Raw genomic sequence first — 23,628 nt, forward strand, 5'->3', positions numbered from 1 at the left:
CTTGGATTACTTCTGGGTTTGCAGGAAGGCGACGATGTCGGCGCGGTCCTGCGGGTTCGGGACCACCATCATCATCTTGGTGCCGGGCACCATCTTCTGCGGCGCGGTGATCCAGGTGTTGATCTTGTCCGGAGTCCACACCGGCGCGGCCTTCTTCAGGGCGTCGCTGTACTTGAACGTCGCCGAGTGCGCGCCGCCCTTGGCGCCCACGATGCCCTTCAGGGTCGGGGCCATCGGGGTGTCGGTGCCGGTGGTGTTGTGGCAGACGCCGCAACGCATCTTGAAGGTGGCGGCGCCCTTGGTGGCGTCGCCGGTCTGGGCCAGAGCCAGGGCGGGAGAGAGGGCAGCCGCAACCGCGGCGACGGCGAACAGGCGTTTCATCACAGGTCCTTGCGAGGGCTTTCTTCCGGTTTTCACGGACGGGGTCAGATTGTCGCCATATCCGTCTAAAGTAAGGCGGATGACTGCAAGCTGAACGAGCCGGACCGGTTGCGGGGCGCTGTATAGACGTATCCTGACGCGTCCTCAATCACCCCGCCGCGCGACCGCTCGCCGCTACAGCGCGAATCTGAGAGACGATTGCAGAACTGTTTGCGACTGCATCGCATCTAGTCCGAGGCGCAGCCGATCGTTGCGCCGGCTGTCGATGCGCAGCGCCTCCACCAGCCAGGTGACCCGCGCGTTCAGGGGGCGCTTGTAGGCTGCGGTGAAGGCCCAGCCGTGCTCGGCGTTGTTGTCGATGTCCTGGTAGGTCTTGTCGACGATGTCGAACCAGTCGACCCGCCCATGGAGCGAGGGGGCGTCGGCCTCGTCGTCGAGCTTGCGCGTGGCCGAGAGGTAGGCGCTGTCGAAGTCGACGTCGATCCACACGCCGCGCGGCCGGGGAAACCCCATCAGCGTCACGCCGCGCATCGCCTGCGCCTTCAGGGTCGTGCGGTCGTCCAGCGTCGCCGTCGCCCCGAGGTTCCAGAACCGCGTGTCCCACGCCCACTCCTTGCCTTCGGGGCGGGCCGGCCCCGCCGGGGTGTTCGAGATCAGGTCGCCGGCGTTGTCATAATAGAGGGCGTTCAGCGAAAGCCGGCCCGAAGGCGACCAGTCGAGGCGTCCGTAAAAGCCGACGCGGCCGTCGATCTCCAGCACCGGCGTGGTGTACCCGGTCTGCCGCCCGCTCATGAAGGTCGAGAGCTTCGGCAGCGGGAAGGCCCCGCCGATCACGGCCTTCTGGTCGCCCAGCGCCCAGCCCCGCATCGAGACCAGGGTTCCCGAGGTGTCGTTCCACCCGAACGCTCCCAGCGTCGCCGCGACCTCCTGGCCGCCGAGCGCCGCAGTGGCCTTGAACTCGACGCCGCCCGTGCGCAGTTCCTCACCCACCCAGCTGTTGATCGCCGAGGGCGTGATGCTGTCGGAGACCAGCCAGGCGCCGCCTTCGTGCTCCTGGCTGATGGGCGGATAGAAAACGCCCGCCTTCACCGCATAGCGCACCGGCCCGCTGGGGGTCGGCTTGTAGGTGACATAGGCTTCCGAAACGCCGACGGGATCGGGCATGTCCGGCTGGGCCTGCACGACGACGAGGCCCGAGAGGTTCCAGCCGATCCGCGGACGCCAGATCAGGTCAGCCTCGGCCAGGGATAGACTTCCGCCTTTCGCCGCCCGCGCCTTGCCCAGGCCGCCGTCGACCCAGGACTCTTCGCCATCGCTGTAGGCGGCCCGCAGGTCCACCACGCCGCTGACGGCTTCTCGGGAAAAGAGATCGATCTGGGCGCGGGCGGGCGCCGCGAACCCAAGGGCCGCCGCCCCAAAGGCCGTCGCAAGGACGATCAGCCCCGCCGCCGGACCGCGCAAACGCCTGCTCCCCTTCAGCCCGGCGTCACGCCAGCCGAAGGGCCTTCGGCGAGGTCACGGGCTTTGCGTCGTGGTTATTGGCCAGAAACGTCAAAACATCGTTGAGCGGCATGGGCCTGGCGATGTGGTAGCCCTGCGCCAGGTCGCAGCCCATGGCGCAGAGGGCGGCGAGCACGGCGGCGTCCTCCACCCCCTCGGCGGTCACCTTCAGGCCCAGGCCGTGCGCCAGGTCGATGGTCGACTTCACCAGCAGCGAGTCGTCGCCGGCCGCCATGCCCATGACGAAGGCCTTGTCGATCTTCAGCTCCTGGGCGCGGATCTGCTTCAGATAGGCCAGCGACGAGAGGCCCGAGCCGTAGTCGTCGATCGACACCGCCACCCCGGCCAGCTTCAGCCGCTCGATGGTCTGCAGCGCCACTTCGGGATTGTCGATCACCGCCGTCTCGGTGATCTCGAAGCATAGCTCGCCCACGGCCCGACCCACCGCTTCCAGGGCGCTTTCGGCGAAGTGGGCGTCGCCCAGCAGGCGGCCGGAGATGTTGATCGACATCGCCAACGCGTGGCCGGCGGCCTTCATCACCGCCTGGTCTTCCAGGGCGCGATTCAGCACCCAGTCGGTCAGGGCGCGGATATGGCCGGTCTCCTCGGCCATGGGGATAAACAGGTCGGGGCCGAGACGGCCGCGCGTCGGATGGGTCCAGCGGATCAGAGCCTCGACGCCGGTCACCGCGCCGCTGCGAAGATCGAGCTTGGGCTGGTGGTGCAGGCTGAACTGTCCCCGCTCCAGCCCCGCCAGCATGTCGCTCATCAGCGAGAGGTTGCTGGCCGGATCGCCGTAGGCCACGGCGTCGAACACCGCCAGCTTGTTGCGGCCGGCGATGGCCTGGTCGAAGGCGATGGTGGCGCGGTCGATCAGGGCGCCGGGCTCGTCGCCGTGCAGGCCGAGCGCCGCCATGCCGATGGTCAGGCTCACGTCGATGCGCACGCCGTCCAACTCCAGCGGCGCCTCCACCGGCTCCAGGGCCGAGACCAGATCGATCCAGGCCTCGTCGATGTCCTTCGCCCAGAAGGCCAGACCCAGCATCTTGGTGGAAAGCCGCGCCACGCGCCCCGCGAAGCCGGCCGCCTCCAGCCGTTCCCCGACGACGCCCATCATCCGGCCCGACAGTCCGTAGCCTATGGCGCCCCTTACATGCTCGAAGCGGTCGATGCCGACGGCGGCGACGATCAGGCTTTCGCGCCCGGCGGCGGCCGCCATCTCCGAGACGGTCGTCTCCAGGGCGCTGCGGTTCGGCAGGCCGGTCTCGGCGTCGTGCAGGGCCTGATGGGTGATGCGGGCCTGCCGCTCGCGCAGGTCCACGGCCATGGCGTTGAAGCTGTCGGCCAAGCGGCCCAGTTCGTCGCGGGTCTCCACCTCGACGCGCGCGTCCTCCCCGCGACGCAGACGATCGACGCCGCCCTCCAGGGCGGAGATCGGGCGCGTGACGCTGCGCGACAGCGTCCAGCTGCCGATCAGCAGCAGCGCCATGCCGAGCACGGCGGCGGCGATCACGGTATGGATCAGAGGCTGATACGGCGCGAGGGCCTCGGCGAGCGGGAAGCGCAGCACCAGCACCGAGGCGCCCTCCCCGGTCAGGGACTTCAGCGGCTTGACCAGCACCAGGTCGGCCTTGCCGTCGACGCGCAGCTCGGCCTGGCCCGCGCCGGCCGGCTTGCGGGCTGCATCGATGATCCGGCTGAGGGCGACGTTTTCCCGCGGCGACGACGCGCGGGTGGCGATCCAGGCGCCCTTGGCGTCTTGCGACACCACTTCGGCGGTCAGCGGAATGGCGGCCAGTTCTTCCAGCGCGCTCATCTCGGTGCGGTCGAGATGGATGGCGAACACCACCCAGCCGTTGAGGGTCGGCGACAGGATCGGGGCGGCGATGGCCTGGTAGGGCCGACCATGGCTCATGAACACCCCGGTGGCGCTGCGCTCGTCCAGGCTCGCCAGCAGCTGCTCGGCCACCGCGTCCGCCCCGGCGTCGCCCGAGGCCGCCACCTTGCCGTCGATGCCGACCATGAAGGCCATGTCGACGCCCAGCCGGCGGCGCAGGTTCTCCAGGGCCGAGCTGATTGTCGCCTCGTCGCCCGAGGCCACCGCCTCGCGGAAGCCGAAATCGCGCGCCAGCAGCGAGGCGCCGTCCTCCAGTTGCTGCGAGCGCAGGGCCCACACGCGGTCGAACACCGTGCCGCTGGCGGCCAGTTCGTTGCGCACGCCGGTCCGCGCGTTCGAGTTCACCCCGGCGTAGACCGCCAGGGCCACCGCCAGCAACGCCACGCCGAACAGGCTGGCGTAGAGCACAGTGAGCTTGGTGCGCAGGTGCGTGAACATGCCGGCCGTCAGTAGGCGTGATTGTGCGAGACGGGGGTGCGCAGATCGAGCTGCACCTCCTGGCGGCCGCCGGTCGCGGGCAGGGTCACGGTCCGCACCACTTCGCCTCCGGCCGCCTTGCCGTAGGGATGCCAGACCCGCAGGGTAATCTGGCCGGCCGGCACGCCGCGCAGGCGCGCCTCGCCGTTGGCGGCGGTCTTGTCGGCGAATGGGGTGGTCACCACGCGGATGAAGGCCACCATGCTGTCGTGGATGTTGCAGCCGACGGCGACGATCCCCGGCTTGTCGAAGGTGACGCTGCGCGTCTCGTCCTTGCCGTAGAGCTTCAGCTCGAACTTCTTGGCGCCGGAGAACGAATAGACGTGGTGGCGCACGGTGTCGTGGTTCGGAAAGGCCACCGCCGCGCCGACCGGGACCACCAGCATGAAGGGGCGGAACTGCATGTCCTTCTGCTCGATGACCAGCGGCCAGTCGAAGCGCGCCGTCCCCTGCCCGTCGACCATCACCACCGCGTCGGTCACCGGCTGGCCGCGCGGGGTCTTCACCGCGACCGTCAGATCTGCGGCATGGGCCGGGACGGCCAGGGCGAAAAACGCCAGGGCGGCGAACGCGGTGCGCATAGGGCGCAGGATCGCCCGCGCTCTGTGAAGTTCACGTAAATTCCGATAGTTCGCTTGAGTTGGACGCCTCCGGAGAGCCCTGATGAACCGCCTCGCCGCCCTCGCCCTGGCGCTCGCCGCCGTCGCCGCCCCGGCCGCCCCGGCCGCCGCCGAGCCCACCCGCGTTATCGTCCGCGCCCACAGCCTTGACGCCAAGTTCATCGGAACCTCGATGGGCGGCGTCGAAATCACCCTCACCGACCCCGGCGGCAAGGTGCTGGCCAAGGGCCTGACCAGCGGCGGCACGGGCAATACCGACATCCTGGTCCGCAATCCCCACGCGCGCGGGACGCCCCTGGCCGACGCGGGCTCGGCCGCCTTCACCGCCACCCTCGATATCGACAAGCCCACCCTGGTCACCGCCACCGCGCGCGGCCCCATGGGCAAGCCCGCCTCGGCGATCACCGTCAGTTCCAGCCTGTGGATTCTGCCCGGCCGCGAAGTCGGCGGCGACGGCTGGATCCTCAGCTTCCCCGGCCTCGTGGTCGAACCGACCGCCGTCCCTGCGCCGGGCGGCCTGCGGGTCACCGCCAAGGTCTCTCCGATGTGCGGCTGCCCGATCGAGCCCGGCGGTCTGTGGGACGCGGCGAACTACGCCGTCGAGGCGCGGCTCCTGCAGGGCGAGCGCGTGGCCGCCAAGGCGCCCCTCGCCTACGCCGGAACGGTCGGCACGTTCGCCGGCGCCGTGAGCGGCCTCGCGCCCGGCCGCTACACCCTCCAGGTCGTCGCCGCCGACGCCAAGACGCCCAACGCCGGGGTGGTCGAACAGGCGGTGGAAGTCCGCTAAGCCGCCGGCCTCTGGCTGGCCGCGTAATCCTGCACCTGCTGCATCACCCGCAGCACATTGCCGCCCATCACCTTGGCCACGTCGTCCTGGGTGTAGCCGGCCTGGATCAGCCGCTCGCTGACGCCCGGGAAGTCGGCCACGCTGTCGAAGCCGTCGATGCCGCCGCCGCCGTCGAAGTCGCCGCACAGGCCCACGTGATCGACGCCGACCAGGCGGATCACATGCAGGATGTGGTTCATCAGGTCGTCGAGGTTCGCCCTCGGCGGTTCGGGGAACCGGGCCATCGCCGCCTTCCGCTCGGCGGTGATCTTCACCACGTCGGCCTCGCTCCAGCGCCCGCGCGGCCCGTACTTGGCGGCGACGGAGGCGTTGAAGGCCGCCAGGGCCTTGTCCCGTTCGGGGTTGGCGGCGACCGGTATCATGTAGCTGTTGTAGGCGTTGATCTGGATCACCCCGCCCTTGTCGGCCAGCTTGCGGATCAGGGCGTCGGGCACGTTGCGCGGATTGTCGAACACCGCCTTGGCCCCCGAGTGCGACAGCACGATCGGCGTCTTTGAGAGGTCGAGAATCTGGTCCAGCACCTCGTCCGACGAGTGGCTGGGGTCGGGGATCACCCCCAGCCGGTTCATCTCGGCCAGCAGCGCCTTGCCCTTGGGGCTGAGCCCATGCCACTCGGGCGTCCCGTTGGCGCTGTCGGCGAAGTCGTTGTTGCCGAAGTGGGCGAAGCCGACCATCCGCACGCCGAGCGCGTAGAAGGCCTGCAGCATCCCCGGGTCGCTGGCCAGCGGATAGGCGTTCTCCATGCTCATGAACACGAAGCGCTTGCCCTTGCCGGCGATGCGCACCGCCTCGGCCGGCGTCGTCGCCAGCTCGAACGTGTCGGCGTGCTTGACCAGCATCTCGCGGATTTCCATCGCCCGCACCAGGCCGGCGGCGCGGGCCGCGTTGTTGCCCGCCTCCGTGCGCGGCCCCTGGCCGATGTAGACCGCGAAGAACCCGCCATCGACGCCGCCGTCGATCATCCGCGGCAGGTCCACCTGGCTGCCGTCCACCTTCACGTCGTGGCGGTCGGCGATGTCCCAGCCCGGACGCGAGAACAGGGCCGGGGTGTCGAAGTGGGTGTCGAGCACGATGGCCGCCTCATGCGCGGCCTTGGCGGCGGGGCTGATCCTCACGGCCTGGGCCGAGGCGGCGCTGGCGAGGACCGAAAGGGCGGCGGCGAGGAGGAGAATGCGCTTGGTCATGCGCTCAAGCTGCCACGCAAACCAAGGCCCGCGCGAGCGGGAAGCGCTACTTGGTGCCAAACATTCTGTCGCCTGCATCGCCCACGCCCGGAACGATGAAACCCTGGGCGTCCAGGCCCTCGTCGACGCCCGCCGTCCAGACCCCGACGTCCGGATGTTCGCCCCGCAGCCGCTCCAGCCCCTCGGGCGAGGCCAGCAGGCAAACCACGCGAACTTGCCGCGCCCCCGCCTCCTTCAGCCGGTCGACCGCGGCCACCGCCGTGGCGCCCGTGGCCAGCATCGGATCGACCACGATCACCAGCCGGTCCTCCAGCTCGGCGGGCATGCGGAAATAGTACTCCACCACCCCCAGGGTCGCCGGGTCGCGATAGAGGCCGATGTGGCCCAGCCGCGCGGCGGGCACGAGGTCGAGCATGCCCTGCACCATCTCCGCGCCGGAGCGCAGCACGGCCGCGAACACCAGCTTCTTACCGGCCAGCATCGGGGCGCTCGTCGCGGCGACCGGCGTCTCGATCTCCACCGTCTCCAGCGGCAGGTCGCGCGTCACCTCGTAGGCGATCAGCCCAGCCACCTCGCGCAGCAGCTGGCGGAAGGCCTTGGTCGAGGCGTCCTTCTTCCGCATCAGGGTCAGCTTGTGCTGCACCAGCGGATGGTCGACGACCGTCACGCCCTTCGGAACTTTCGGCATCAGAACACGGCTCCGTCGGAGATGATGGTCAGGGGCGGCCCGCCGCCCGGGCGCTTCTCGGCGGCGATGCGTCGCCCGGCCGCCCAGGTGCCGCCCTCCAGCACGCGGGCCAGGGGAAAGGCCTCGGCGGAGACGCCCAGCCGCTCGCGCACCATCGGCGCGACGCGGTCGAGCAGGGCCACGGTCAGCGACCGCCAGCCGACCACCAGCGGGCTTTCGACGGCGTGGCTGCGCGCCAGGGCCGTGGGGTCTTTCGGCGTCAGCACGCCGGTGTCGATGAACAGGCCGCCGTTGCGATATTCGGCCAGGCCCGTCAGCCCGTCGATGTCGGTCACTTCGATCCCCGCCGCCTGCAGCGGCTCGATCAGCGAATAGGACAGCCACTGCGAAAGCTTGTGCAACGGCGTCAGCCCGGCGACCGGATGGCGCCAGGTGTCGCCCAGCGCCACGCCGTCGATCACCGGCCGCCCCTTCCAGATCGGCCCCAGGCCCTCCAGCACCGCCTCCAGGATGCGCGGCGCCGCCAGGCGGCCGCCGACGGCCCGGCTCGCCAGCAGATCGTAGAGTCCGCCGGGTCGAGGGCCGTCCTTCAGGGCGAACAGGTCCGACCGCGCCAGCGCCGCCTCGCCCAGCCGACGCAGCAGCGCGGCCCGCCCCTCCAGCCCGACCAACGGATTGGCTTCGCCAACCTGGAACGCCGCCGCCAGCTTCGCCGCGTCGAACCGCGCCAGCGCCCTGGCGTCCGCCCGCATCGGGTCGTCCGCGTCGTCGGAAAACCCGCCCGCCTGAAACAGCCGGAACGAGGCGATCCCCAGCCCTTCCGACCGCCGGATCGTCAGTCCCGTCACCGGATCGCGAAACGCCCAGTCCGGCCCCGAACCGGCGTCCAGCAGCACCGAGGTGATCGCCAGGTCGAACGCCGCCCGCGCCCGCGCATCGCCCGCAAGTCCCCCCGCCGCCTCGGCCCACAGGTCGCGCCCCTCCAGGGTGAAGTGCCGCCACCGCGCATGGAACGGTACGTCCAGGGTCGGGTACTGGTCGCGGATCACCTCGGCCGTCAGGTCGGCGGCGACGGGCAGGCGCGAAAGGTCCACCGACCAGTCGTCGAGCCGGTCCTCCAGGGCGAGGTCCAGCATGCGCTGGGCTTGCCGCCGCACGGCGGCGGCTGAGAGCAAGTTCATGATCCCTCTCCCTCGATGGGAGAGGGGCAGGGGTGAGGGTGAATGCTGAGCCTGCCGGAAGCGCGGCGCTCACCTTCAACCACCGGAGTCACCCCCATCCCTGCCCTTCCCCCATCAAGGGGGAAGGGTTCAATCTTTCGCGCCCTCAAAACTCCTTCAGCCCCCGCCCCACCACCTTCCTCAAATCCTCCGCCGTGGGCGCGGGTGCGGGCGTGAAGTAGCCGGCCGCCTTCTTGGCCTCCATCTCCACCGAGGCGTCGTCGGGGATCAGGTCGGCAGGGATCGGCACGCGTTCCCCGATCGTGATGCCACTGGCGGTCAGAGCGTCGTGCTTCATGTTCGACATCGAGACGAAGCGGTCGATGTGCGAAATGCCCAGCCAGTGCAGCACGTCCGGCATCAGCTGCTGGAAGCGTGCGTCCTGCACTCCCGCCACGCACTCGGTCCGCTCGAAATAGGTCGCCGCCTGGTCGCCGCCCGGCTGCCGCTTGCGGGCGTTGTAGACCAGGAACTTGGTCACCTCGCCCAGCGCCCGGCCCTCCTTGCGGTTGTAGGCGATCAGCCCCGCCCCGCCCTCCTGCGCCTGGCGCACACACTCCTCGATGCCGTGGATCAGATACGGCCGGCAGGTGCAGATGTCGGAGCCGAACACGTCCGAGCCGTTGCACTCGTCGTGCACGCGGCAAGTCAGCTTGCGCGCCCGGTCGCCCAGGTAGGCGGGGTCGCCGAAGATGTAGAGGGTGATGTTGCCGATCGGCGGCAAGAAGACCTTGATGTCCGGCCGCGTGACCAGCTCGGGATACATGCCGCCGGTCTGTTCGAAGAGGGTGCGGCGCAGGTCCGCCTCGGCCACGCCGAACCGCTCGGCCACGCCGGGCAGCCACCACACCGGATCGACCGCCGCCTTGGTCACCGCCACGTCGCCGCCTTCGTGCACGATCTTGCCGTCGACCTTCAGCCGCCCGGCGGCGATGGCCATGTCGATCTCCGGCAGCGACAGCCGCGCCTTGGTCACCGCGATGGACGGGCGGATGTCCACCCCCTCGGCAATCTCCTTGGCGAAGGCGCCGGCCACCTCATGGCCATAGGGATCGAGGCTGACGATCTTCGACGGATCGCTCCACTGCGGATGCGGGCCGAAGTCGAAGGTCGGGGCCGTATCGGTCAGGTCCGGCCGCACCAGCGGGCTCATCGCCCCCGCGCTGATCGCCAGCGCCCGATAGACCGAATAGGCGCCGCCGTGGGCGCCGATGGCGTTGCGGTCGCTCCCCGCGTTCACCGTCGCGATCACCGGCCCCCGCTCCCGCGCCGTCGCCGCCCCCCACTGGATCGGAAACCGCGAGGCCGCGCCGGCGCCGGGGTGGGAGGTGATGCGGATGTGGGAGGACTTGTTCACCGACATGGCCGGCCTTTTCTGCAAAAGAAAAAGGCCCCGCGCCGGGGTTCGCCGGCGGGAGGCCTTTGAGCGGAAATGCTGCGCCCGAGCTTCCGACTTGGCAAGAGGCTTCAAGGACTTGGGCGGGCGGTGTAGAGCGCTGCAGGTGACGCCTCCGCAGCCCAAGCAGCATTTCCTTACCCTCGACGGCCTGCGCGGCGTCGCGGCGCTGACGGTGATGGTCATGCATCGCGGCCGCTGGTTCTACGAGTCGGGCGGCTTTCTCGGCCACGCCTACCTGGCGGTGGACTTCTTCTTCCTGCTCAGCGGCTTCGTCGTCGCCTTCGCCTATGAGGACCGGCTGCGCTCGGGGATGACCTTCCTGAAGTTCGCGCGTCTGCGGCTGATCCGCCTCTATCCGCTGATCTTCCTGGGCATGTTGATCGGCGGCGGTTTCGCCTGGGCGCAGTTCGCCTTCGACTTGCCCGGCTCGCGCCAGACCGGCGACCTCGCCACCCGCCTCGCTCGCCACCTGCTGCTGATCCCCTCCGTCGGCGGCAATCCGGCCGGCATCTTCCCGCTGAACGGCCCGGCCTGGTCGCTGTTCTTCGAGATCGTGATCAACCTCGCCTACGCCCTTACCCTGCGCTGGATGCGGCTGCGCTGGGTGATCGCGGTGATCGCCGTGTCGGCCCTGGCCCTCGGATATTACGCCCTGCAGGGCGACGTCGACGTCGGGGCCGCGCCGGGCAGTTTCTGGGGCGGTTTCCCGCGCACCGCCTTCGGCTTCTACGGCGGCGTCCTGCTCTATCGCCTGATGCGCATGCAGCGCCTGCCGACGCTGGGCGCTCCCGTCTGGCTGCTCGGCCTCGCCCTGATCGCGGTGTTCGCCACGCCCCACCTGCGCGCCGCCAACGCGGCGTTCGACCTGGTCTGCCTGTTCGTGATCTTCCCGGTGATCCTGGTGCTCGGCGCCCACGCGGCGACGGGCTGGTGGGATGGGTTCAACCGCGTCTCCGGCGCCCTCTCCTACCCGGTCTACGTGCTGCACTACCCGCTCTACATGGTCGTCGGCGGGCTCCTGCTCGAAGCCGGCGCCCCGCTCGCGGCGCCGCTGCACGGCCTGTTCGCCGCCGCCGTGGTGCTGGCCGTCTCCTGGGCCGCCCTCAAGCTCTACGACGAGCCGCTGCGGGGCTGGCTCTCGAAGGCGGCGTTTCGCAAGAAAGCTTCCTTCCCCCTGGATGGGGGAAGGGTCGGGGATGGGGGTGGTGCCCTTTCCGGCAAACCCACCGAAGGCTGAACTGCTTCCACCCCCAATCCCTGCCCTTTCCCCCATCCAGGGGGAAAGGGTTCTCAGTCGAACACCACCCCGTCCATCAGCTTCCGCGCCGTCCGCAGCATTCCCGCCCGAACCACCGTCCCGGCCTCGTCCGTCTCCAGCACACACTCGGTGATACCCGCCGGATGTTCGACATCGACGGTCAACCGCCCCGAGGTCGCCCCCAGCGTCGCCAGTCGATGCGCCGGCGAGCCCTCCAGAAGACATGCCGTCGCCACCGTCACCGCCCCGAACACCCCGATGGAATCGTGGCAGCGCTGCGGGATGAACGAGCGGGTCGAGATCGCGCCGCCGTCGCGCGGGGCGGCGACCAGCACCAGCTTCGGCACCGACTTCGTCGTCACGTCGCCGAAGCCCATCAGTGGCCCGGCGGCGATGCGGATCGCCTCGATCTTCGCCCGCAGCGCCTCGTTGGCGTCCAGCTCGGCCGGCGTCTCATAGCCGGTGACGCCCACGTCCTCGGCCGCGAAGACCGCGCTCGGCATGCCGTTGTCGATCAGGGTGCAGGCCACGCCCTCGACCATGTCCACGGCGTTGCCTGTCGGCAGCAGGGCGCCGCAGGTCGAGCCGGCGGTGTCGCTGAACAGCAGGGGGATGGGCGCCGAGACGCCCGGCACGCCGTCGATGGCCGCGTCCCCGGCGTAGGTCACTTTCCCGCCCGGCGTCTGGATGGTCGCGCGGGCGACCTGATTGGTGTTCTCCATGAACACCGTCACCTCGGTCTCGCCGTCCTTGGCCGCCACCAGGCCGCGCTCGATGGCGAAGGGGCCGACGGCGGCCAGCAGATTGCCGCAGTTCTGGCTGTCGGTGACGATCGCCTGATCCACAAACACCTGCAGGAACAGGTAGTCGACATCGACGCCCGGGCGCTCGGAACGCTTCACCACCGCGATCTTCGAGGTCAGCGGATTGGCCCCGCCCATGCCGTCGATCTGGCGCGGATCGGGCGAGCCCATGATCCGCAGCAGGAAGGCGTCGCGCGCCGCCGGGTCGGCCGGCAGGTCGTCGGCGAGGAAGTAGCCTCCTTTGGAGGTGCCGCCCCGCATCCACATGCAACGCACGCCCGCCTCAGACATACTTCAGCCCCTTCGCCGCCAGGGCGCCGCGCATGTCGTAGATGTCGAGCCCCAGCTCACCGGCCTTGAACCGCTCGCGCCGCGCCCCCTCCGAGGCCTCCCGCTTGCGCGCCGCCTCCAGCACCGCCGCCGCCGTCTCCCGCGCCACGACGCAGACGCCGTCGTCGTCGGCCACGATCACGTCGCCCGGGTTCACCGCCGCGCCCGCGCAGACGATGGGGATGTTCACCGAGCCCAGGGTCGCCTTGATCGCCCCCTGGGCGTGGATCGCCTTCGACCACACCGGAAAGCCCATGTCCTCCAGGTCGCGCACGTCGCGCACCCCGGCCTCGATCACCAGGCCGCGGCAGCCGCGCGCCTGAGCCGAGGTGGCCAAGAGGTCGCCGAAGTAGCCGTCGGTCGAATGGCTGGTCGGGGCCAGCACCATGATGTCGCCGTCGCGCAGCTGCTCGATGGCCACGTGGATCATCCAATTGTCGCCGGGCGCGGCGCTGATCGTCACCGCGTTGCCGGCGATGCGGGCCCGCCGATAGATCGGCCGCATGTGCGGGGCCATCAGGCCGGTCCGCCCCTGCGCCTCGTGCACCGTGGCGACGCCCAGTTCGGCCAGGCCGTCGACCACCTCCAGCGGGGTGCGCTCGATGTTCTGCACGACGACGGGCATGGGCGGCGGCCTCTCTTGTTATCGGACGGCGACGTTCTCGCCCCGCCGCCGGGCTTTCCCAAGTTCGATCTGTCGGGCGGCTATAAGAAATGCGAAAGTCTCGCCGCCGATGTCGATGCTTTCGCCCTACGACCTGAACCTCCGCCACCTCCTGGCCGTCAGCGCCATCGGCGCGCTCGGCAGCCTCGGCCGCGCGGCCGAGGCCGTGCACCTGTCGCAACCGGCGCTGACCCAAGCGGTCGTCAAGCTGGAGGGGCAACTGCAGCACCGGTTGTTCGACCGCCTGGCCAACGGCATGACCCCGACCGCCGCCGGCGTCGAGCTGATCGAGCGGATCGACCGCGCCGCCCGCGAACTGGCCGACGCCTTCGACGCCGTCGCCGGCGCTCGGCGCGGCCGCTCCGGCCACGCGATCCTCCTGCGCATAAGCTTCACGCACTTGCGGGCGGCCGTGGCGGCGGTCGAGTTCGGCAACTTCGTGCTCGCCAGCCGCGCCACCGGCGCCTCGCCGCCGGCCATCCACCGGGCGGTGCGCGAGTTCGAGCGCCTCACCGACGTCACCTTGTTCGAACGTCGCGGCCGCTCCGTCGCCCCCACGCCGAAAGCCCGCCGGCTCGCCGCCGCCGCCCGTCGCGCGGTGGCCGAGATCGAGGCCGCGCTGGCCGACCTTTCCGCCCGGCGCGGCGAAGGCGGCGGCCGGGTCGCCATCGGCGCCCTCCCCCTCGCCCGCGCCCGCCTGATCCCCGAGGCGGTCGCCGCCTTTCACCGCGCCCGGCCGGAGGTCGCGGTCAGCATCGTCGACGGTCCCTATGCCGAACTCTTCGCCCGCCTTGTGGCCGGCGAACTCGATCTGGTGGTCGGCGCCCTGCGCCTGCCCCTGCCCTCGCCCGAGGTGGTGCAGACCCCGCTCTATGAAGACCGTCTGGTGGTCGTCGCCCGCGCGGGCCATCCGCTGAGCCAAGCTTCCGATATCCAGATCGACGACCTTGCCGCCTACCCCTGGATCATGGCCGCCCCCGGCGTGCCGATGCGGGCGATGTGGGAGGCGATGTTCACCCAGGCCGGTCACGCGGTTCCGTCCGTCGCCATCGAATGCAGCTCGGTCGTCACCATCCACGGCCTGCTGAAGGGCGGCGACTGGTTGACCCTGCTCTCCCCCGAGCAGATCGCCGGCGAAGTGGCCGCCGGGCGCCTCGCCATCGTCGCCGACCTCGGCGCCAAGCGAACGATCGGCGTCACTACCCGCGCGAACTGGCGGCCTTCAGGGGCGCAGGCGGGGTTCATGGAGCAGCTGAAAGTTCGAGCCGCCCAAAGAATCCCTCCCCCTTGATGGGGGAGGGGTTCTCGTTGGAGATATAAATTCCGGAAATTGAATAGGCCGCGGCCTGTTCGAATTTTCCGCCCGCCGCCCCCTGTCGCTAGGTGGCGCCATGCCGAACGCCGCCGAAAGCCCCGACGACCGGACCCTCGCTCTCATCGGCTTCGGCGAGGCGGCGCAGGCGTTCCTCGAAGGCATGGGCGACCGACGCCCCCCCGCCTGCCGCGCTTTCGACCTCATGACCCTCGACCCCGCGACCCGCGCCGCCAAGCTGGCCGACTACGCCCGCTGGTCCGTCACCGGCGCCGGCGCCTCCGCCGAGGCCGTCAGCGGCGCCGCCGCCGTGCTGTCGCTGGTCACCGCCGACCAGGCCGTCGCCGCCGCCGAGACCGCCGCCCGGGCCATCGCCCCCGGCGCCTTCTACTTCGACGGCGCCAGCGTCTCGCCCGACGCCAAGCGCGCCGCCGCCATGGCCATCGAGGCTGCCGGGGGCCGCTACGTCGATGTGGCCATCATGTCGCCGGTGCGCCCGGCCCTGACCCTCACGCCCCTGCTGCTCAGCGGCCCTCATGCCGAGGCCGCCGTGGACGCCCTCACCGCCCTCGGCTTCACCCACGTCCGCGCCCTCGAAGGCCCGGTCGGGGCCTCGTCGGCCGTGAAGATGATCCGCAGCGTCATGGTCAAGGGCATGGAAGCCCTCACCGCCGAATGCCTCACCGCCGCCGTCGCCGCCGGGGTGGACGCCGAGGTGATCGCCTCCCTCGACGCCAGCGAGAAGCCCCGGCCCTGGGCCGCACGCGGCGATTACAACCTCGATCGCATGATGGTGCACGGAACCCGCCGCGCCGCCGAGATGGAGGAGGTGGTCAAGACCCTCGAAGCCCTCGGCGTCGCCGCTCCCCTGACCCGCGCCGTCGTCGCGTGGCAGGCCGCCGTCGGCGCCGCGAACCTCAAGGCCCCGCCCGAGGGCTATGTCGAAAAAGTGCGTGCGATCACCAAGGCCGGAGCGACCCCATGATCATCGACTGCCACGGCCACTACACCACCTGCCCCAAGGCGCATGACGACTGGCGCGAGGCCCAGGTCGCCGCCTTCAAGGCCGGGGCGACGACGCCGCCCTATCCCGAGATTTCCGACGACGACATCCGCGCCACCATCGAGGCCAACCAGCTACGCCTGCTGACCGAACGCGGCGCCGACATGACCATCTTCTCGCCGCGCGCCTCGACCATGGCGCACCACATCGGCGACGAGGCGGTGAGCCAGGAGTGGACCCGCCGCTGCAACGACCTGATCGCCAGGGTCGTGCGCCTCTTTCCTGAAACGTTCATCGGCGTCGCCCAGCTGCCGCAGTCGCCGGGCGTGACCATCGCCCATTCCATCGCCGAGCTGGAACGCTGCGTGCTGGAGCTCGGCTTCGTCGGCTGCAACCTGAACCCCGATCCCTCGGGCGGCCACTGGACCTCGCCGCCGCTCACCGATCGGGCCTGGTATCCCTTCTACGAGAAGATGGTCGAGCTCGACGTGCCCGCCATGGTCCACGTCTCCGGCTCCTGCAATCCCAACTTCCACGCCACCGGCGCCCACTACATCAACGCAGACACCACCGCCTTCATGCAGTTCCTGCAGGGCGACCTGTTCGCCGACTTCCCGACCCTGCGCTTCATCATCCCCCATGGGGGCGGGGCCGTGCCCTACCACTGGGGCCGCTACCGGGGCCTGGCCGACATGCTGAAGAAGCCGGCCCTGCGCACCCACGTCATGAAGAACGTGTTCTTCGACACCTGCGTCTACCACCAGCCGGGCATCGACCTGCTGTTCAAGGTCATCGACATCGACAACATCCTGTTCGGATCGGAGATGGTCGGCGCGGTGCGCGGCGTCGATCCGGAGACCGGCCGGTACTTCGACGACACCAAGCGCTACGTCGACGCCCTGGGCCTCTCCGATCACGACCGTCGCAAGGTCTACGAAGGCAACGCCCGCCGCGTCTATCCGCGGCTCGACGCCCAATTGAAATCGCGAGGACTCTGACCATGGCCCGCATCATCGGCGGCATCGGCACGTCCCACGTGCCCACCATCGGCGTCGCCTACGACAAGAAGAAGCAGGCCGACCCGTCGTGGGCGCCGCTGTTCGAAGGCTACAAGCCGGTGGCCGCCTGGCTGGCCGAGCAGAAGCCGGACGTGCTGCTGTTCTTCTACAACGACCACGCCACCACCCTGTTCTTCGACCTCTACCCGACCTTCGCCCTGGGCGTCGGCGAGCGCTTCCCCGTCGCCGACGAGGGCGCGGGCCTGCGCGGCCTGCCGGACCTGCGCGGCGACGTCGATTTCCAGGCCCACATTGCCGAGAGCCTGGTCAACGACGAGTTCGACATCGCCGTCTTCCAGTCCAAGCCCATCGACCACGGCATCGCCTCGCCCCTGCCGCTGATGTGGCCGCACGAGCCGGACTGGCCGGGCACGATCGTGCCCATCGCCGTCAATGTGCTGCAGTATCCGCTGCCCACCGCCCGCCGCTGCTTCCGCCTCGGCCAGGCCGTGCGCCGCGCGGTCGAGAGCTATCCGGAGGACCTCAAGGTGGTGGTCGTCGGCACCGGCGGCCTATCGCACCAGATCCACGGCGAGCGGACCGGCTTCAACAACACCGAGTGGGACCTCGAATTCCTCGACCTGTTCCGCGACAACCCCGAACCCCTGACCCGGCTGACCCACGCCGACTATGTGAAACGCGGCGGCGCCGAGAGCGTCGAGCAGATCATGTGGCTGGCCATGCGCGGCGCCCTGACGCCGACCGTGCGCGAGGTGCACCGCAACTATTACCTCGCCACCACCACGGCCATGACCGTCACCGTCTACGAGCCGGCCTGATGAAGACCCAGAACCCCCAGCTCGCCGGTCTGGAAGACCTCCCGGGCACCTATGTCTTCGACCTGCGCGTCTCCAACCGCACCCTGGCGATCAATCGCTTCTTCTGGAACATGATCCACCAGTGGGCGCGCGACGCCTTCCTCGCCGACGAGGAAGCCGCCTTCACGGCCGCCGGCCTCTCGGAGCCGGAAAAGGTGCTGATCCGCAACCGCGACTGGCTCGGCCTCATCCAGTACGGCGTGAACTTCTTCGTGCTGGAGAAGTGGGCCCGAGTGGTCAAGCACACCAACCTGCAGGTCTACGCCATCATGCGCGGCGAGACCTTCGAGCAGTTCATGGCCACCCGCAACGTGCCGGAGATGCGGTGATGGCGCGGGCGAATGAAGAACCTTCTTCTCATCCAACGGGCAGGACAACGACCGCTCGGCGATCGGCTCGCCCCCTTCCCCCTGTTGAAGGGGGAAGGGCCGGGGATGGGGGTGCAGACCGTCCGGAAAAATCTGTGAGCGGCAGTTTGCGTCGTCATTCTCTTGGTGACGCGGACCTGCCCAGCCCCCCCCAATCCCTGCCCTTTCCCCCTCCAGGGGGGAAAGGGTTCATCCGCGCCTCCTCCCCCGTCGAAGGAGAGGCGTTGCAATGACCCGTCCCACCCTCTTCCTCCTGCCCGGCCTGCTCTGCGACGCAAGCATGCTGACCCACCAGATCGCCGCCCTGTCGGCCGACTACGACGTCCGCGTCCCGGACTTCACGACCTTCGACAGCATCGGCGACATGGCGCAGTCGGTGCTCGACGCCGCGCCGGATCGCTTCTCGGTCGCCGGCCACTCGATGGGCGCCCGCGTCGCCCTGGAAATCTATCGCCGCGCCCCCGAGCGCGTCGAACGCATCGCCCTGCTCGACACCGGCGTCCACCCGGTCAAGGAGGGCGAGCCGGCTCAGCGCCAGGCCCTGATCGACCTGGCCTTCAGCGAAGGCATGCAGGCGCTGTGCGACCGCTGGCTGCCGCCGATGGTGCGCGACGAGCGGCTCGGCGACGAGGCTCTGATGGCCCCGCTGCGGGCCATGGTGCTCGCCAAATCGCCGGACATCTACAAGCGCCAGGTCACCGCCCTGCTCGGCCGCCCCGACGCCGCCGCCGTCCTGCCGACCATCACCGTGCCCGCCCTGGTCGGCGTCGGCCGCCAGGATCGCTGGAGCCCGCCCGCCCAGCACGCGCCGATGGCCGCCGCCATTCCCGGCTCGACCTATGTCATCTTCGAGGAAAGCGGCCACATGTCGCCCGCCGAGGCGCCCGAGGCGGTGACCGAAGCGCTGCGGTCCTGGATGGCGCGGCCCGCGTAATGATATAAACCATAACAATAACAAGCCGGGGAAACGACCAGTGACGATCCAGAACAATGGCAAAGCCCGCGGCGGCTCGACCGCCGTCCTCACCATCGCCCTCTGTTACCTCGTGGCGATCTTCGAGGGCTTCGACCTCCAGGCCGCCGGCGTCGCCGCCCCGGCCCTGAAAGGCGTCTTCAACCTGACGCCCAACCAGCTGTCGTGGTTCTTTTCCTCCTCCACCTTCGGCCTGATGCTCGGCGCGGCCGTCGGCGGCCGGCTCTCGGATCGTTTCGGCCGCAAGGCGGTGCTGATCGCCTCTGTGGCGGTGTTCGGCGCCATGTCGGTGCTCACCGGTCTCGCCCAGGACTTCAACATGCTGCTGTGGGCCCGCTTCCTCACCGGGGCCGGCATCGGCGGCGCCCTGCCCAACCTCGTGGCCCTGGCCAGCGAGAACGCCTCGCCCGCCCGCAAGAACACCGCCGTCGGCCTGCTCTACGCGGGCCTGCCCAGCGGCGGCGCCCTCTCCAGCCTGATCACCCTGCTGGGCGGCCACGGCGACTGGCGCACGGTCTTCTTCGTCGGCGGCATCGCGCCGCTCGTCGCCGTGCCTCTGCTGCTGTTCGTGCTGCCGGAATCCCAGCAGCAGAAGGCCGTCGCCGGTCAGAACAAGAAGGTCGGCTTCGCCATCGCCGCCTTCGGCGAAGGCCGCGCCGCCCGCAGCCTGCTCCTTTGGGTCAGCTTCTTCCTCTCCCTGCTGACCATGTATCTGCTGCTCAACTGGCTCCCGACCCTGATGGTCGCTCGCGGCCTTTCCCGCGCCGACGCCTCGATCCTGCAGATGCTGTTCAACGTTTTCGGCGCCATAGCCAGCATGGTCACCGGCCTGCTGATGGACCGGATGTCGCTGCGTAACGTGGTCATCCTGTCATTCGTCTCCGCGGCCATCGGCCTCCTGGCCCTGGCCGGCGCGCCCTCGGTAGTCTCGATCTCCCTGGCCGTCGGCGCCCTGGTCGGGTTCACGGTGTCGACGACCCAAGCCCTGCTCTACGCGGTGGCCCCCAGCAACTACCCGACCGAAGTCCGGGGCACCGGCGTGGGCGCGGCCGTCAGCGTCGGCCGTCTCGGCTCGGCCGCCGGGCCGATCCTGGCGGGCGTGCTGCTGACCTCGGGCCAGACTCCGGACCAGCTTCTGTCGCTCCTCGTGCCGATCATCCTCGTCGCGGGCCTCGCCGCCCTCGTCCTCGCCATCCTCATGAAGCGCGCCGAGGCGCGCTGAGCCCGAAAGCTCCACCCATGTCCAACCTCCGCAAGGCCACCGCCCTCGCAGCCCTGCTGCTGACGGGCTCGGCCACGCACGCCCTGGCGCAAGCGCCCGATCCCCTGGTCTTCGACCCCGCGAACTTCACCACCGTGAACGTCACCATCGACGGCCAGCCGATGCAGGTGCGCCGCTACCGGATGGTCTACGTCGCCAAGCCGGTTGAGATCGACGTCACGCGCGTCGTCAGCATGGGCCCGCCCGGCGGCGCCCCGGGCGGGCCTCCCGGCGCAGGCGTCCCGCCGACCTCCAACGCCACCGCCCCGCCCAACGGCCAGGGTCCGATGGCGGCGGCCAGCGATCCTCACGCCTGGCAGACGATGTACGTCTACGTGCCCGCCGCCAGCGCCGCCGACCAGGCCAATGCCATCGTCCTGCAGGTCAACAACGGCGGCTGGATGGCCAGCCCGGCCCGCGACATCCTCCGCGAAGGCGCCGCGCTGAGCGCCACCAGCAACACCGACAACACCGGCGCGGCTCTCAAGGCCGGCTACATCGTGGTCAGCGCCGGCACGCGCAGCCGCGGCATCCGCGACATGGCGGGAGACTGGGTCGGCAAGGCCCCGGCCGTGGTCGTCGACGCCAAGGCCGCCATCCGCTACCTGCGCAAGAACGACGCTGTCATGCCGGGCTCGGCCGAGCGCATCGTCATCACCGGCACGAGCGGCGGCGGCGGCCTCTCCGTCGCGGTCTCGGCCAGCGAAACAGCCCGGACTACCTGCCTTACCTCGCGGCGGTCGGCGCCGCCGGCGTCGACGCCTCCGGCAAGAGCACGCTCCGCGACGATGTCTTCGCCACCATCGCCTACTGCCCGATCAACGACCTCGGAAACGCCGACACCGCCTACGAGTGGCAGTACGGCGCCGTCCGCATGGCCGAAAACACGCAAGGAGGCCGCTGGACCGCCGCCAACCAGGCCGCGTCGAAAACCCTCGCCGCCCAGTACCCCGCCTATCTCGACGGCCTGAAGCTCAAGCGGGAAGACGGCTCGCCGCTCACCGCCGCCACCCTGCCCGCCGCCATCACCGCCATGGTCCGCGACGCCGCCGAGGCCGCCCTGGCCAAGGGGACCAAGCTGCCCAACCTCGGCGAGGATTTCGAGATCGCCCGTCGCGGTCCGCCCGGCGGCGCCCCGGCGGGGGTGAACCGGATCAGGAATACGTGGCTGACCCTCGATGGCGGCCACGTGAAGTCGATCGACTACGCCGCGTATCTGGCCTTCGTCGCGGGTAACCAGACGCTGAAGGGCGTCCCGTCCTTCGACGCCACCGCCAGCACCGGCAATCAGGGCGTTTCCGGCGAGAACACCCTCTTCGGCTCGGCCAAGCTCGAATACTCGAACTTCAGCGCCTACCCCTGGGACAACAACGACAGGCCCGGCGACGGCTCCGGCAAGGACGACACCGGCCTGACCTTCGCGGCCTACACCGCCGGGCCTCAGGGCGCCGAACTCGCCCGCCAGATCAAGCTGACCAGCCCGATCCCTTACCTCACCGGCCCAAACCTGAATGAAAGGGGGGGCTCGACCGTCGCCCCCAACTGGTACGTCCGCCACGGCACGCTCGACCGCGACACGTCCTTCGCCATCCAGGCCACCCTGGCCGCCGCCATCCACAACAATCCGGCGGTGAAGGACGGCGACGTCAAGCTCGCCTGGGGCCAGGGCCACGCCGGCAACTACGACGTACAGGAAGCCTATGCCTGGCTCGCCGGCGTGCTGCGGAAGGCGGGCGCTCCCCAGTAACCAGAACCCCTCTCCCTCGAAGGGAGAGGGGCAGGGGTGAGGGTGCGCGCACGAGTTCGACAGCGAAGCGCTGGAGGCGCTGCCTGTTGAGGCTGCTCGGCGCCGCTCTGCCAACACCCTCATCCCCAACCCTTCTCCCTTCGAGGGAGAAGGGTGCAGGACTCTACTGACGCCCGCGGCGTGGCCGTCGCACCGACGCGTGCTAGAACCTTCCCATGCTGAAGTTCAACATGGGCTGCGGGCACAACAAGGTCCCCGGCTACGTCAATGTCGACGCCTATGCCGAGGCCCGGCCGGACGAGGTCTGGGATCTCGAAAACACCCCCTGGCCGTGGGACGACAACTGCGCCCAGGAGGTGCTGTTCATCCATTCGCTGGAGCATATGGGCGCCCGCAGCGAAGTGTTCCTCGCCATCATGCAGGAGCTCTACCGGATCTGCGCGCCGGGCGCCGTGGTGCGTATCCACGTGCCCCACCCGCGCCACGACCATTTCCTCAACGACCCCACCCACGTGCGCCCGATCACCGCCGAGATCCTGCAGCTGTTCGACCGCGCCGAGAACGACCGCATCAAGGCCGCCGGCTACTCCAACACCCCGCTGGCCCACTACCTCAACGTCGATTTCCGCGTGGAGCAGAAGACCGCGATGCTCGACGAGCCGTACCGCAGCCAGTTCAACGCGGGCCGCATGTCCGCCGAGGAGATCGGCGGCTACATCATGCAGCGCAACAACGTGGTCGCCGAGCTGCAGATGCTCCTGCGCGTGCACAAGGGTTAGCCACAATGAGCGCCGATCTCGCCGACTTCATCCGCGGCCTGCCCAAGGCCGAGCTGCACCTGCACATCGAGGGCAGCCTCGAGCCCGAGCTGATGTTCGAGCTTGCCCGCCGCAACAAGGTCGCCCTCCCGTTCAAGACGGTGGAGGAGGTCCGCGCCGCCTACGCCTTCTCCAACCTGCAGGACTTCCTCGACATCTACTACCAGGGCGCTCAGGTGCTGCTGACCGAGCAGGATTTCCACGACCTCGGCATGGCCTATTTTCGCCGCCTCGCCGCCGACGGCGGCCGCCACGCCGAAATCTTCTTCGATCCCCAGACCCACACCGACCGGGGCCTGCCGTTCGGCGTCGCCATCGAGGGCCTGCTGTCGGCCATGACCGCCGCCGAGGCCGAGCTCGGCGTCACCTCCAGGCTGATCCTCTGCTTCCTGCGCCACCTCTCGGAAGAGGCGGCGTTCGAGACCCTCAAGGCCGCCGAACCCTGGCTCGATCGCCTGGCCGGCGTCGGCCTCGACAGCTCCGAGGTCGGCCATCCGCCGGAGAAGTTCCAGCGCGTCTTCACCGCCGCCCACAGCCAAGGCCTGCTGCGCGTCGCCCACGCCGGCGAGGAGGGGCCGCCCGAATACGTCTGGCAGGCGTTGGACCTGCTGAAGGTCGACCGCATCGATCACGGCAACCGGTCGCTTGAAGACGACGCCCTCGTCCGCCGCATCGTCGACCAGGGCCTGACGCTCACCGTCTGCCCGCTGTCCAACCTCAAGCTCTGCGTGGTGGACGACATGACCACCCATCCCTTGAAGCGGATGCTGCAACTCGGCCTGCGCGCCACCGTCAACTCCGACGACCCGGCCTATTTCGGCGGCTACCTGCACGACAACTTCATGGCCGCCGCCACCGGCCTCGGCCTCACGCGCGACGAGCTGGCGACCCTGGCCCGCAACAGCTTCACCGGCTCCTTCCTGCCCCTCGCCGACAAGGCCGCGCACCTGGCCGGGATCGACCGTTACCTGGCGCAGGCCTAGGCGCAACAGCCAAGCTTCA

The 23,628-nt window shown here is 69.8% G+C and carries 23 protein-coding genes; 13 read left to right on the plus strand and 10 right to left on the minus strand.

Features of this window, described 5'->3' with window-relative positions:
• Positions 1 to 6: 6 nt before the first annotated feature.
• The 4 genes from ACFLIT_RS12055 to ACFLIT_RS12070 form a co-directional block, all read right to left on the minus strand.
• A complete protein-coding gene (locus ACFLIT_RS12055) occupies positions 7 to 381 on the minus strand; it encodes a c-type cytochrome (RefSeq protein WP_479911478.1) in 375 nt (124 codons plus the stop codon).
• Between the two features lie 174 nt (positions 382 to 555).
• Entirely contained in the window at positions 556 to 1,842 is a 1,287-nt protein-coding gene (locus ACFLIT_RS12060; RefSeq protein ID WP_479911479.1) for a hypothetical protein, read from the minus strand.
• 25 nt (positions 1,843 to 1,867) lie between these two features.
• The gene (locus tag ACFLIT_RS12065; RefSeq protein WP_479911480.1) at positions 1,868 to 4,216 is read right to left on the minus strand and encodes a putative bifunctional diguanylate cyclase/phosphodiesterase; all 2,349 of its coding nucleotides are present in this window, start codon (positions 4,214 to 4,216) and stop codon (positions 1,868 to 1,870) included.
• 8 nt (positions 4,217 to 4,224) lie between these two features.
• Positions 4,225 to 4,836: a methylamine utilization protein gene (locus tag ACFLIT_RS12070; RefSeq protein ID WP_479911481.1), complete on the minus strand. Its 612-nt coding sequence runs from the start codon at positions 4,834 to 4,836 to the stop codon at positions 4,225 to 4,227.
• Positions 4,837 to 4,918: 82 nt separating this feature from the next.
• Here ACFLIT_RS12070 and ACFLIT_RS12075 point away from each other — a divergent pair, with 82 nt between their 5' ends.
• The gene (locus ACFLIT_RS12075; RefSeq protein ID WP_479911482.1) at positions 4,919 to 5,662 is read left to right on the plus strand and encodes a hypothetical protein; all 744 of its coding nucleotides are present in this window, start codon (positions 4,919 to 4,921) and stop codon (positions 5,660 to 5,662) included.
• Here ACFLIT_RS12075 and ACFLIT_RS12080 read toward each other — a convergent pair.
• The 4 genes from ACFLIT_RS12080 to ACFLIT_RS12095 form a co-directional block, all read right to left on the minus strand.
• Complete coding sequence (locus ACFLIT_RS12080) at positions 5,659 to 6,906, minus strand: dipeptidase (RefSeq protein ID WP_479911483.1); 1,248 nt, start codon at positions 6,904 to 6,906, stop codon at positions 5,659 to 5,661. The two genes, ACFLIT_RS12075 and ACFLIT_RS12080, sit on opposite strands and share 4 nt — an antisense overlap.
• Positions 6,907 to 6,952: 46 nt before the next feature.
• On the minus strand, positions 6,953 to 7,594 hold the full coding sequence (gene upp / locus ACFLIT_RS12085; RefSeq protein WP_479911484.1) for a uracil phosphoribosyltransferase: 642 nt from the start codon (positions 7,592 to 7,594) through the stop codon (positions 6,953 to 6,955).
• Positions 7,594 to 8,775, minus strand: coding sequence for a URC4/urg3 family protein (locus ACFLIT_RS12090; RefSeq protein WP_479911485.1), 1,182 nt, complete (start codon positions 8,773 to 8,775; stop codon positions 7,594 to 7,596). Before ACFLIT_RS12090 ends, upp begins: the two co-directional genes overlap by 1 nt.
• A gap of 145 nt (positions 8,776 to 8,920) precedes the next feature.
• Positions 8,921 to 10,177, minus strand: a complete 1,257-nt coding sequence (locus tag ACFLIT_RS12095; protein WP_479911486.1) for a GTP cyclohydrolase II — start codon at positions 10,175 to 10,177, stop codon at positions 8,921 to 8,923.
• A gap of 139 nt (positions 10,178 to 10,316) precedes the next feature.
• Here ACFLIT_RS12095 and ACFLIT_RS12100 point away from each other — a divergent pair, with 139 nt between their 5' ends.
• Positions 10,317 to 11,450: an acyltransferase family protein gene (locus ACFLIT_RS12100; RefSeq protein WP_479911487.1), complete on the plus strand. Its 1,134-nt coding sequence runs from the start codon at positions 10,317 to 10,319 to the stop codon at positions 11,448 to 11,450.
• Between the two features lie 53 nt (positions 11,451 to 11,503).
• Here ACFLIT_RS12100 and ACFLIT_RS12105 read toward each other — a convergent pair whose 3' ends face one another.
• Together ACFLIT_RS12105 and ligK are read right to left on the minus strand one after the other, a co-directional pair.
• The gene (locus ACFLIT_RS12105; RefSeq protein WP_479911488.1) at positions 11,504 to 12,565 is read right to left on the minus strand and encodes a 4-oxalomesaconate tautomerase; all 1,062 of its coding nucleotides are present in this window, start codon (positions 12,563 to 12,565) and stop codon (positions 11,504 to 11,506) included.
• Complete coding sequence (gene ligK / locus ACFLIT_RS12110; protein ID WP_479911489.1) at positions 12,558 to 13,229, minus strand: 4-carboxy-4-hydroxy-2-oxoadipate aldolase/oxaloacetate decarboxylase; 672 nt, start codon at positions 13,227 to 13,229, stop codon at positions 12,558 to 12,560. The genes ACFLIT_RS12105 and ligK overlap by 8 nt, the downstream gene beginning before the upstream one ends.
• A gap of 109 nt (positions 13,230 to 13,338) precedes the next feature.
• Here ligK and ACFLIT_RS12115 point away from each other — a divergent pair, with 109 nt between their 5' ends.
• The 11 genes from ACFLIT_RS12115 to ACFLIT_RS12165 all read left to right on the plus strand — a co-directional run bounded on the left by ACFLIT_RS12115 (position 13,339) and on the right by ACFLIT_RS12165 (position 23,609).
• Positions 13,339 to 14,559 (plus strand): LysR family transcriptional regulator, encoded by a 1,221-nt coding sequence (locus ACFLIT_RS12115; RefSeq protein ID WP_479911490.1) that lies wholly within the window; start codon positions 13,339 to 13,341, stop codon positions 14,557 to 14,559.
• Between the two features lie 100 nt (positions 14,560 to 14,659).
• A complete protein-coding gene (locus ACFLIT_RS12120; protein ID WP_479911491.1) occupies positions 14,660 to 15,565 on the plus strand; it encodes an NAD(P)-dependent oxidoreductase in 906 nt (301 codons plus the stop codon).
• Complete coding sequence (locus tag ACFLIT_RS12125) at positions 15,562 to 16,581, plus strand: amidohydrolase family protein (protein WP_479911492.1); 1,020 nt, start codon at positions 15,562 to 15,564, stop codon at positions 16,579 to 16,581. Before ACFLIT_RS12120 ends, ACFLIT_RS12125 begins: the two co-directional genes overlap by 4 nt.
• Before the next feature lie 2 nt (positions 16,582 to 16,583).
• Complete coding sequence (locus tag ACFLIT_RS12130; RefSeq protein WP_479911493.1) at positions 16,584 to 17,420, plus strand: gallate dioxygenase; 837 nt, start codon at positions 16,584 to 16,586, stop codon at positions 17,418 to 17,420.
• Positions 17,420 to 17,788: a hypothetical protein gene (locus ACFLIT_RS12135; RefSeq protein WP_479911494.1), complete on the plus strand. Its 369-nt coding sequence runs from the start codon at positions 17,420 to 17,422 to the stop codon at positions 17,786 to 17,788. Before ACFLIT_RS12130 ends, ACFLIT_RS12135 begins: the two co-directional genes overlap by 1 nt.
• Positions 17,789 to 18,056: 268 nt before the next feature.
• On the plus strand, positions 18,057 to 18,761 hold the full coding sequence (locus tag ACFLIT_RS12140; protein ID WP_479911495.1) for an alpha/beta fold hydrolase: 705 nt from the start codon (positions 18,057 to 18,059) through the stop codon (positions 18,759 to 18,761).
• A 40-nt stretch (positions 18,762 to 18,801) separates the two neighbouring features.
• On the plus strand, positions 18,802 to 20,022 hold the full coding sequence (gene mhpT, locus ACFLIT_RS12145) for a 3-(3-hydroxy-phenyl)propionate transporter MhpT (RefSeq protein ID WP_479911496.1): 1,221 nt from the start codon (positions 18,802 to 18,804) through the stop codon (positions 20,020 to 20,022).
• A 17-nt stretch (positions 20,023 to 20,039) separates the two neighbouring features.
• Complete coding sequence (locus tag ACFLIT_RS12150) at positions 20,040 to 21,032, plus strand: hypothetical protein (protein ID WP_479911497.1); 993 nt, start codon at positions 20,040 to 20,042, stop codon at positions 21,030 to 21,032.
• Positions 20,936 to 21,808: a hypothetical protein gene (locus ACFLIT_RS12155; RefSeq protein WP_479911498.1), complete on the plus strand. Its 873-nt coding sequence runs from the start codon at positions 20,936 to 20,938 to the stop codon at positions 21,806 to 21,808. The genes ACFLIT_RS12150 and ACFLIT_RS12155 overlap by 97 nt, the downstream gene beginning before the upstream one ends.
• A 215-nt stretch (positions 21,809 to 22,023) precedes the next feature.
• Entirely contained in the window at positions 22,024 to 22,587 is a 564-nt protein-coding gene (locus tag ACFLIT_RS12160; RefSeq protein WP_479911499.1) for a class I SAM-dependent methyltransferase, read from the plus strand.
• 5 nt (positions 22,588 to 22,592) lie between these two features.
• On the plus strand, positions 22,593 to 23,609 hold the full coding sequence (locus ACFLIT_RS12165) for an adenosine deaminase (protein WP_479911500.1): 1,017 nt from the start codon (positions 22,593 to 22,595) through the stop codon (positions 23,607 to 23,609).
• Positions 23,610 to 23,628 lie beyond the last annotated feature (19 nt).

The sequence above is a fragment of the Caulobacter sp. HJHS_5 genome (assembly GCF_056683955.1).

Bases quoted from the DNA above. Each gene is read 5' to 3' on its own strand.
- ACFLIT_RS12055 (WP_479911478.1), bottom strand. From the start codon at position 381: ATGAAACGCCTGTTCGCCGTCGCCGCGGTTGCGGCTGCCCTCTCTCCC.
- ACFLIT_RS12065 (WP_479911480.1), bottom strand. From the start codon at position 4,216: ATGTTCACGCACCTGCGCACCAAGCTCACTGTGCTCTACGCCAGCCTG.
- ACFLIT_RS12070 (WP_479911481.1), bottom strand. From the start codon at position 4,836: ATGCGCACCGCGTTCGCCGCCCTGGCGTTTTTCGCCCTGGCCGTCCCG.
- ACFLIT_RS12075 (WP_479911482.1), top strand. From the start codon at position 4,919: ATGAACCGCCTCGCCGCCCTCGCCCTGGCGCTCGCCGCCGTCGCCGCC.
- ACFLIT_RS12080 (WP_479911483.1), bottom strand. From the start codon at position 6,906: ATGACCAAGCGCATTCTCCTCCTCGCCGCCGCCCTTTCGGTCCTCGCC.
- upp (WP_479911484.1), bottom strand. From the start codon at position 7,594: ATGCCGAAAGTTCCGAAGGGCGTGACGGTCGTCGACCATCCGCTGGTG.
- ACFLIT_RS12090 (WP_479911485.1), bottom strand. From the start codon at position 8,775: ATGAACTTGCTCTCAGCCGCCGCCGTGCGGCGGCAAGCCCAGCGCATG.
- ACFLIT_RS12095 (WP_479911486.1), bottom strand. From the start codon at position 10,177: ATGTCGGTGAACAAGTCCTCCCACATCCGCATCACCTCCCACCCCGGC.
- ACFLIT_RS12105 (WP_479911488.1), bottom strand. From the start codon at position 12,565: ATGTCTGAGGCGGGCGTGCGTTGCATGTGGATGCGGGGCGGCACCTCC.
- ligK (WP_479911489.1), bottom strand. From the start codon at position 13,229: ATGCCCGTCGTCGTGCAGAACATCGAGCGCACCCCGCTGGAGGTGGTC.
- ACFLIT_RS12115 (WP_479911490.1), top strand. From the start codon at position 13,339: ATGTCGATGCTTTCGCCCTACGACCTGAACCTCCGCCACCTCCTGGCC.
- ACFLIT_RS12120 (WP_479911491.1), top strand. From the start codon at position 14,660: ATGCCGAACGCCGCCGAAAGCCCCGACGACCGGACCCTCGCTCTCATC.
- ACFLIT_RS12125 (WP_479911492.1), top strand. From the start codon at position 15,562: ATGATCATCGACTGCCACGGCCACTACACCACCTGCCCCAAGGCGCAT.
- ACFLIT_RS12130 (WP_479911493.1), top strand. From the start codon at position 16,584: ATGGCCCGCATCATCGGCGGCATCGGCACGTCCCACGTGCCCACCATC.
- ACFLIT_RS12135 (WP_479911494.1), top strand. From the start codon at position 17,420: ATGAAGACCCAGAACCCCCAGCTCGCCGGTCTGGAAGACCTCCCGGGC.
- ACFLIT_RS12140 (WP_479911495.1), top strand. From the start codon at position 18,057: ATGACCCGTCCCACCCTCTTCCTCCTGCCCGGCCTGCTCTGCGACGCA.
- ACFLIT_RS12150 (WP_479911497.1), top strand. From the start codon at position 20,040: ATGTCCAACCTCCGCAAGGCCACCGCCCTCGCAGCCCTGCTGCTGACG.
- ACFLIT_RS12155 (WP_479911498.1), top strand. From the start codon at position 20,936: ATGGCCGAAAACACGCAAGGAGGCCGCTGGACCGCCGCCAACCAGGCC.
- ACFLIT_RS12160 (WP_479911499.1), top strand. From the start codon at position 22,024: ATGCTGAAGTTCAACATGGGCTGCGGGCACAACAAGGTCCCCGGCTAC.
- ACFLIT_RS12165 (WP_479911500.1), top strand. From the start codon at position 22,593: ATGAGCGCCGATCTCGCCGACTTCATCCGCGGCCTGCCCAAGGCCGAG.